Genomic DNA, 6,976 nt, shown 5'->3' with positions numbered 1-6,976 from the left:
ATCGAAGTGAACGTCCTCGCGCCGACGGTGCTGACCCGTGCGGCTGTCCCCGGCATGCTGGCACGCGGCCGGGGGACAGTCGTCGACGTTGCCTCACTGCTGGCGTTCGCCGGTGACCTGCCGCCCGGCCCTCTCCCGCACCGAGCCGTTTACGCGGGCAGCAAGGGATACATGGTGACGTTCACCAGGACCCTCGCCGCAGAGCTGGCGGGGACGCCCGTACACGTGCAGGTCGTGCTGTATCCGCGATGTTCCCCCTGGGTGCCCCGCCTCCCTCACCTCGGCAGGCTCGGCAGGACCGCCCGCGCGGCGCGGGCCTACCGGCCCTCCTCGTCCCTCCGCGGGGCGGCAGGCGGGGCCGTGGTGGAGCGGGGGATCAAGTGGGTGGGCAGGACGAGGTGTCGCTTGCGGTCCGCGCCGGAGTCATGGATGAGCTCCAAGGCCAGTTCGCCGGCCAAGCGGCCCATGTCCGAGGGTGATTGGGCGACCGTGGACAGGTCCGCCCACTGTGCGACCTGGTGGTCGTCGAACCCGATGACGGAGATCTGCTCGGGCACCTGCACCCGGGTCCTGCGCAGGAAGTGGATGATGGCGATGGCCAACTCGTCCATCTCGGCGAAGACCGCGGTGGGCGGCTCCCGCAGGCTGAGCAGCTTTCCGACCCCTTCCTCGATGTTGCGCCTGTCCTCGAAGGCCATCGTGATCACCAGGTCGTCGTCCAGCGGGATGTCCGCTTCGCTGAGCGCCTGCCGATAGCCGAGCAGCCGTTCGCGCGAACTGAAGCAGAAGCCGTTGGTGCCCACGGTCGGCGCGAAGGCTATCCGGCGGTGCCCCAGGTTGAGCAGGTAGCGGGTGGCCTTCCAGGCGCCCTCCACGTCGTCGACGTAGACGCTGGGGCGGCCCTCGGCGTGCTGGCTGACGTAGATGACCGGCATCCCGAGGTCGTCCAGCCGCACGGTCTCCTCGTCGGTCAGGTCGAACCCGAACACCACCAGCGCGTCGGCGTTGCGCCGGGCCGGAAGGCGTTCGAAGAACGCCGTGCGCTCGGCCATGTCGGGGGTGAGGTAGACGGACAGCTCCATTCCCGCCGCGCGCAGCAGCGGACCCAGGCTGGACAGTGCCGACCCGTGGAACCACGAGTTGAGAGTGGGCACGAGCGCCGCCACGACTCCGGTCCTGCCGGTCACCAGACTCGCGGCCTGCCGTGAGACCGCGAAGTTCAGTTCACGTGCGGCCTCTTCGACCCGGGTGCGCACCTCCGACGAGATGCTGGGCAGGCCGCGCAGGGCGCGCGAGACGGTGGACGGGGAAACGCCCGCCCGTTCGGCGACGTCGGCCATCGTGGGGAGTCGTTGAGCGGATGACATGGGCGGAAGTTAGCACAGGGATGCCTGTCTGTTCACTGGCCCATGACAGCGCTGTCACAACATCCACTTTGGTGGAGTGTGCCCCGTTATGAGGGGTTACAGGTAGTCCACTCCAGTCACAAGAACTGTGTATTACCGGCTAGTTACGCATTGACATCACACAGGTGCTCTCCTAGCTTGCAATCGTTGTCTCGACGGCATCGATCTTCCTTCCAGTAATCAGTCTCTTGACTTCCTGACCTGTGTTTTTCGTTCTTGCAACGCCGTGACAGCGAATGCCACGCGCACCTCGGTTCCCCGCACGACCAGGAGAAAGAAAGACAGTGAAGACCAAGACCAGTAGAGCCATGGGGTGTTCAGCGCTCCTCGCCGCCGCCGGCCTCCTCCTCAGCGCCTGCGGCTCGTCCGGTGACGGCGGCTCCGGGCAGACCGGCAGCACTTCGTTCCAGGGCCGCGGCCCCATCACGTACGCGGCGGGGAAGGACGCCACAGGCGTCACGCCGAAGGTCATCGCCCGCTGGAACGAACTGCACCCCAAGGAGAAGGTCACCTACATCCAGCTGCCGACGGACGCGGACTCGCAGCGGCAGCAGATGATCCAGAACGCGGAGACGAAGTCCGACGCCTACACGGTGCTCTCCCTGGACGTCGTGTGGACATCGGAGTTCGCCGCCCACCAGTGGATCGACCGCCTGCCCGAGAACCAGTTCCCGCTGCAGAAGATGCTCAAGCCGGTGGTGGAGACGGCACGCTACCGCGGCGGACTGTACGCGGCTCCGGCCAGTTCGGACGGCGGACTGCTGTACTACCGCACAGACTTGATGGACAAGGCCGGCATCACCGCTCCGCCGACCACCTGGTCGGAGATGACGAACGACTGCGCCCAGGTGAAGAAGAAGGTCCCCGCGGCGAAGGGCATGTCCTGCTACGCCGGGCAACTGCAGAAGTACGAGGGGCTGACGGTCAACTTCGCCGAGGCCGTGAACTCCGCGGGCGGAGTCGTCACCGACGCCAACGGCAAGCCGGACGTCGACACCCCGGCCGCCAGGAAGGGCCTGGACTTCCTCGCCGGTTCCGTCAAGGACGGCACCATCCCCAAAGAGGCCCTCACCTACCAGGAGGAGGACGGCCGCCAGGCGTTTCAGGCCGGCAAGGTGATGTTCCTGCGCAACTGGCCCTACATGTACTCGCTGGCCGAGAAGAGCCCGGTGGCCGGCAAGTTCGCGGTCGCGCCGCTGCCCGGCCTGGACGGGCCAGGCTCCTCCAGCCTCGGCGGTCACAACCTTGCCCTGTCGTCCTTCGCGAAGAACAAGGCCACGGCCCTGGACTTCATGAAGTTCTTCAGCAGCGAGGACAGCGCGACCACCTTCCTGAAGGACGCCTCCCTCGCGCCGGCATACGCGGACCTGTACAACACGCCGTCCCTGGTCGGGAAGTATCCGTACCTTCCCGTCCTCAAGCAGTCGATCCTGCACGCCGTGCCGCGCCCGAGGGTCGTGGCGTACGGCGACGTGACGTCGGCGATCCAGCAGGAGGCGTACGCCGTTCTCACCGGCACCAAGAGCAGCGCGCAGGCGCTGAAGGACCTGCAGAGCGACCTGCAGAAGGCCACGGCGCAGTGAGGAGCGGGGCCATGGCCGGCACAAAGACGCCACCCGGCACCGCCGAGAACGGGCCCGACAGGGTGGCAGGCGGTCCTTCGAGCCGCCCCACCGGGCCGACGAGCCGCCGGCGCGCCCGGACCAGGGCGACCACGAGTCCGGCGCGGATGGCCGCACTGCTGGTGTCCCCGACGCTCCTGGTGCTGTCGATCGTCGTGCTCTACCCGACGCTCATGGCACTGCAGGAGTCGCTCTACGGGACCAAGGGGCTCGACCCGAAGACCGGCTTCATCCGCACGAGCGAGCCGTTCGTGGGGCTGAGGAACTACACGGACATCCTCGGCCCGGCCGGGGACCGGTTCTGGAACGCCTTCTGGAACACCAGCTTCTTCACCGTCGTCACGGTGGGGGCGGAGACGGTGATCGGTGTCGCCATGGCCCTGATCATGCACCGGGCGTTCCGGGGCCGGGCCCTGGCGCGGGCCGGCATCCTGGTGCCGTGGGCGGTCCCGACGGCCATCTCCGCCCTGCTGTGGCGCTGGATCTTCAACAGCAACGGCATCGCCAACGCCGTCATCGGCCATCAGATCCTGTGGACCACCGAAGGCTTCCACGCCAAGGTCGCCGTGATCGTCGCCGAGGTGTGGAAGACCGCGCCCTTCATCGGACTGCTGGTGCTGGCCGGACTCCAGGTGATCCCGAAGGAGGTGTACGAGGCGGCGCGCATCGACGGAGCGAGCGCGCCGCGGCAGTTCTGGCACATCACCCTGCCCCTGGTGAAGCCCGCGCTGCTGGTGGCCGTGCTCTTCCGCTGCCTGGACGCGCTGCGGATGTTCGACCTGCCGTACATCCTCGTCGGCGCGCAGAAGAACTCGGTGGAAACCCTGTCCATGCTCGCGCAGAACGAGGCCTCCAACGTCCGCTTCGGACCGGCCTCCGCCTACGCGATGCTCCTCTTCCTCTATGTGTTCCTCATCGCGCTCGCCTTCGTCCGGCTGCTGGGCGCCGACCTCGTCGGCGGCGCCGCACGCGGCGGTGAGAGCAGGAGAAGGCGTCGGCGCATGACGGTGCCGCGCCGTGCGGAGGTGACGGCATGACCCTCATGACGAAGTGGCGGAATCGGCTGCTGTACGTGGGCGTGGTGGCGGTGGTGGCCTACTGCCTGGCCCCGTTCTACTGGATGCTGGTGTCCAGTCTGCGGCGCACCTCGGACATCTTCGACACCTCCCTCTTCCCCCGCCGTGTGTCGCTGGAGAACTACCGGGCCGTCTTCGACCCGTCCCAGGGCTTCCCGAGGGCGTTGCTCAACAGCCTGGTCGTGGCCGGTGTCACCACCGTGCTGGCGCTGCTGCTGGCCACGTTCACCGCGTACGCGATGGCCCGGCTGGAGTTCCGGTTCAAGCGCCTGGTCCTCACCCTGATCATCGCCACCTCCATGTTCCCGGTGGTGTCGATCGTGGTCCCGCTGCTGAAGCTGTTCACGGACATCGGCTGGATCAACACCTACCAGGCCATGATCGTGCCGAGCATGTCCTTCGCGCTTCCGCTGGCGGTGTGGAACCTGACCACGTTCTTCCGGCAGATGCCGGACGAGCTGGAGCACGCGGCGATGGTCGACGGCTGCACACGGGGCCAGGCCTTCCGGAAGATCATCGTCCCTCTCGCCGCCCCGGGCATCTTCACCACCGCGATCATCACGTTCATCGCCGCCTGGAACGAGTTCCTCATCGCCCTTTCGATGACGAACCAGCCGGGCATGCAGACGGCACCGGTCGCCATCTCCAAGTTCTCCGGGGCCAGCCAGTTCGAGACCCCGTTCGGCAGCCAGATGGCCGCCGGCGTCCTGGTCACCGTGCCCCTGGTGGTCATGGTGCTGCTGTTCCAGCGCCGGATCGTCGCCGGGCTCACCGCCGGCGCCGCGAAGTAGACACGGGACGGCCGGCCGTCCCGCCCTCATCCTCGAAGGAGTAACACACACGTATGTCCGGTACCGCACCGTGGTGGCGCAGCGCCGTCATCTACCAGGTCTACATCCGCAGCTTCGCCGACGGGAACGGTGACGGCGTCGGTGACATCGCGGGTATCCGTTCCCGGCTGCCGTATCTGAGGTCGCTCGGCGTCGACGCCATCTGGATCAACCCGTGGTACAAGTCGCCCATGGCGGACCACGGTTACGACGTGGCCGACTACCGCGACATCGACCCGCTGTTCGGCACCCTGGGCGACGCCGAGCAACTGATCGAGGAGGCACACCGGCACGGCATCCGCGTCATCCCCGACATCGTGCCCAACCACACCTCCGACCAGCACGCCTGGTTCCGGGCGGCCCTGGCGGCCGGCCCCGGCAGCCCCGAGCGCGAACGCTACGTCTTCCGCTCCGGCCGGGGCGCGGACGGCGCCGAACCGCCCAACGACTGGGTCTCCGCCTTCGGCGGGCCGGCCTGGACCCGGCTGCCCGACGGGGACTGGTACCTGCACCTGTTCGCCCCCGAGCAGCCGGACCTCAACTGGGAGCACCCCGAAGTGCGGGCCGAGTTCGAGTCGATCCTGCGGTTCTGGTTCAGCCGGGGAGTCGACGGATTCCGCATCGACGTCGCCCACGGCCTCGTCAAGCATCCGGAACTGCCCGACCTGCCGCCCCGGCGCGAGCCGGGCGAGCTCGCCTCCCAGGACCTCCCGCGGGAGCACGTCGAGCACCCGCACTGGGACCGCGACGAGGTGCACGAGATCTACCGCGCCTGGCGCAAGGTGGCCGAGGAATTCCCCGGCGAGCGGTGCTTCGTGGCCGAGGCCTGGGCGGACACCCCCGAGCGGCTCTCCGCCTACGTCCGCCGGGACGCTCTGCACACCGCTTTCAACTTCGGCTTCCTCATGTCGAGTTGGGACGCCAAGGACCTGCGTGCGGTGATCGACGACTCCCTCGCCATGCTCGGCGCGGTGGGTGCGCCGGCCACCTGGGTGCTGTCCAACCACGACGTGGTGCGTCACATCAGCCGCTACGGGCGCAGGACGGCCAGGCGTTGGACGGTCGACGAGCCCTACCGGCCGGAAGGCCCCCTGGATCTGGAGACGGGCACCCGGCGTGCCCGCGCCGCCGCCCTGCTCATGCTCGCGCTGCCCGGCGGCGCCTACGTCTACCAGGGCGAGGAGCTCGGCCTTCCCGAGGTCGAGGACCTGCCCGAGGCGGTGCTCCAGGACCCGATCTGGGAGCGGTCCGGACACACCGACCGCGGCCGCGACGGCTGCCGGGTGCCGATCCCCTGGTCCGGGCGGAGCGCACCGTACGGCTTCAGCCCCGAGGACGCTTCCGCCGCACCCTGGCTGCCGCAGCCGGCGGACTGGAGTGAGCGCAGCGTGGCCGCGCAGAGCGGCGACGAGAGGTCCATGCTGGAGCTCTACCGGCGCGCCCTGCGCCTGCGCCGCGAGCACCCCGCGCTCGGCGACGGCACGCTCACCTGGCGCGACGCCCCCGAGGGGGTCCTCTGCTTCGACCGGGAGCCGGGCCTGGTCTGCCTGGTCAACCTCTCGGCCGAGCCGTACCCGTTGCCCGGACACGGCTCGGTCCTGCTCTCCAGCGGCTCCGTGAAGGACGGGCTGCTCGCGCCCGACGAGGCCGTCTGGCTCTCCGTGTAGTCGTCCACCCGTCCACCAGGGCCCGTCCGGTCGTCTCACCGCCGTCGGACGGGCCCTGGTACGACGTGTCGCGGGTTCCGTTCTCGAGTGGGACGTCGGCGTCGGGCAGGGCGGTCGGGACGGACCGCAGGGTGCGGTGCGTGCGCCCGCCCGCCCGGGCGCGGGGTGCGGGGCCGTCCGCGCACGGGCCGGGGGGGCTCGACGGGGCTACTGTCCGGGTACCAGTCGCAGTATGTCGGCGAGGCCGCGTTCGCCGGCGCGGTTCTCCGCGGGCAGGATGTAGGTCCGCAGGCCGCAGGCGCTCGCACCGCCGTCACGGACCGGGTTGTCGCCCACCATGAGGGTGGCGCGGGGGTCGCTGCCGAGGTCGGCGCA

5 protein-coding genes and 2 pseudogenes are annotated in these 6,976 nt (G+C 69.1%); 5 read left to right on the top strand and 2 right to left on the bottom strand.

Annotated elements, in window-relative coordinates; all coding sequences use genetic code 11:
* Positions 1–6 precede the first annotated feature (6 nt).
* Positions 7–225: pseudogene (locus IE249_RS39740) on the top strand (SDR family NAD(P)-dependent oxidoreductase); the annotation flags it as partial.
* A 92-nt stretch (positions 226–317) separates the two neighbouring features.
* On the opposite strand, the gene IE249_RS12830 reads toward IE249_RS39740, so the two are convergent.
* On the bottom strand, positions 318–1,367 hold the full coding sequence (locus tag IE249_RS12830) for a LacI family DNA-binding transcriptional regulator (RefSeq protein ID WP_308434333.1): 1,050 nt from the start codon (positions 1,365–1,367) through the stop codon (positions 318–320).
* 347 nt (positions 1,368–1,714) lie between these two features.
* Here IE249_RS12830 and IE249_RS12825 point away from each other — a divergent pair, with 347 nt between their 5' ends.
* The 4 genes from IE249_RS12825 to IE249_RS12810 are packed head-to-tail and all read left to right on the top strand — an operon-like array spanning position 1,715 to position 6,601.
* Entirely contained in the window at positions 1,715–2,989 is a 1,275-nt protein-coding gene (locus IE249_RS12825) for an ABC transporter substrate-binding protein (RefSeq protein ID WP_229858279.1), read from the top strand.
* Positions 2,990–3,000: 11 nt separating this feature from the next.
* Positions 3,001–4,065 carry a carbohydrate ABC transporter permease gene (locus IE249_RS12820; RefSeq protein ID WP_189704897.1) on the top strand — a complete coding sequence of 355 codons (1,065 nt, stop codon included), beginning with the start codon at positions 3,001–3,003 and terminating at the stop codon, positions 4,063–4,065.
* Positions 4,062–4,895 (top strand): carbohydrate ABC transporter permease, encoded by an 834-nt coding sequence (locus tag IE249_RS12815; RefSeq protein WP_189704896.1) that lies wholly within the window; start codon positions 4,062–4,064, stop codon positions 4,893–4,895. The genes IE249_RS12820 and IE249_RS12815 overlap by 4 nt, the downstream gene beginning before the upstream one ends.
* Positions 4,896–4,948: 53 nt before the next feature.
* On the top strand, positions 4,949–6,601 hold the full coding sequence (locus IE249_RS12810; RefSeq protein WP_189704895.1) for a glycoside hydrolase family 13 protein: 1,653 nt from the start codon (positions 4,949–4,951) through the stop codon (positions 6,599–6,601).
* A 207-nt stretch (positions 6,602–6,808) separates the two neighbouring features.
* Here IE249_RS12810 and IE249_RS37075 read toward each other — a convergent pair.
* A pseudogene (locus tag IE249_RS37075) lies at positions 6,809–6,976 on the bottom strand (HAD family hydrolase); the annotation flags it as partial.

The sequence above is a fragment of the Streptomyces anandii JCM 4720 genome, assembly GCF_014650655.1.
Taxonomy (GTDB): Bacteria; Actinomycetota; Actinomycetes; order Streptomycetales; family Streptomycetaceae; genus Streptomyces; species Streptomyces anandii.
This window is presented reverse-complemented; position numbering and strand designations above follow the sequence as displayed.

Bases quoted from the DNA above. Each gene is read 5' to 3' on its own strand.
- IE249_RS12830 (WP_308434333.1), bottom strand. From the start codon at position 1,367: ATGTCATCCGCTCAACGACTCCCCACGATGGCCGACGTCGCCGAACGG.
- IE249_RS12825 (WP_229858279.1), top strand. From the start codon at position 1,715: ATGGGGTGTTCAGCGCTCCTCGCCGCCGCCGGCCTCCTCCTCAGCGCC.
- IE249_RS12820 (WP_189704897.1), top strand. From the start codon at position 3,001: ATGGCCGGCACAAAGACGCCACCCGGCACCGCCGAGAACGGGCCCGAC.
- IE249_RS12815 (WP_189704896.1), top strand. From the start codon at position 4,062: ATGACCCTCATGACGAAGTGGCGGAATCGGCTGCTGTACGTGGGCGTG.
- IE249_RS12810 (WP_189704895.1), top strand. From the start codon at position 4,949: ATGTCCGGTACCGCACCGTGGTGGCGCAGCGCCGTCATCTACCAGGTC.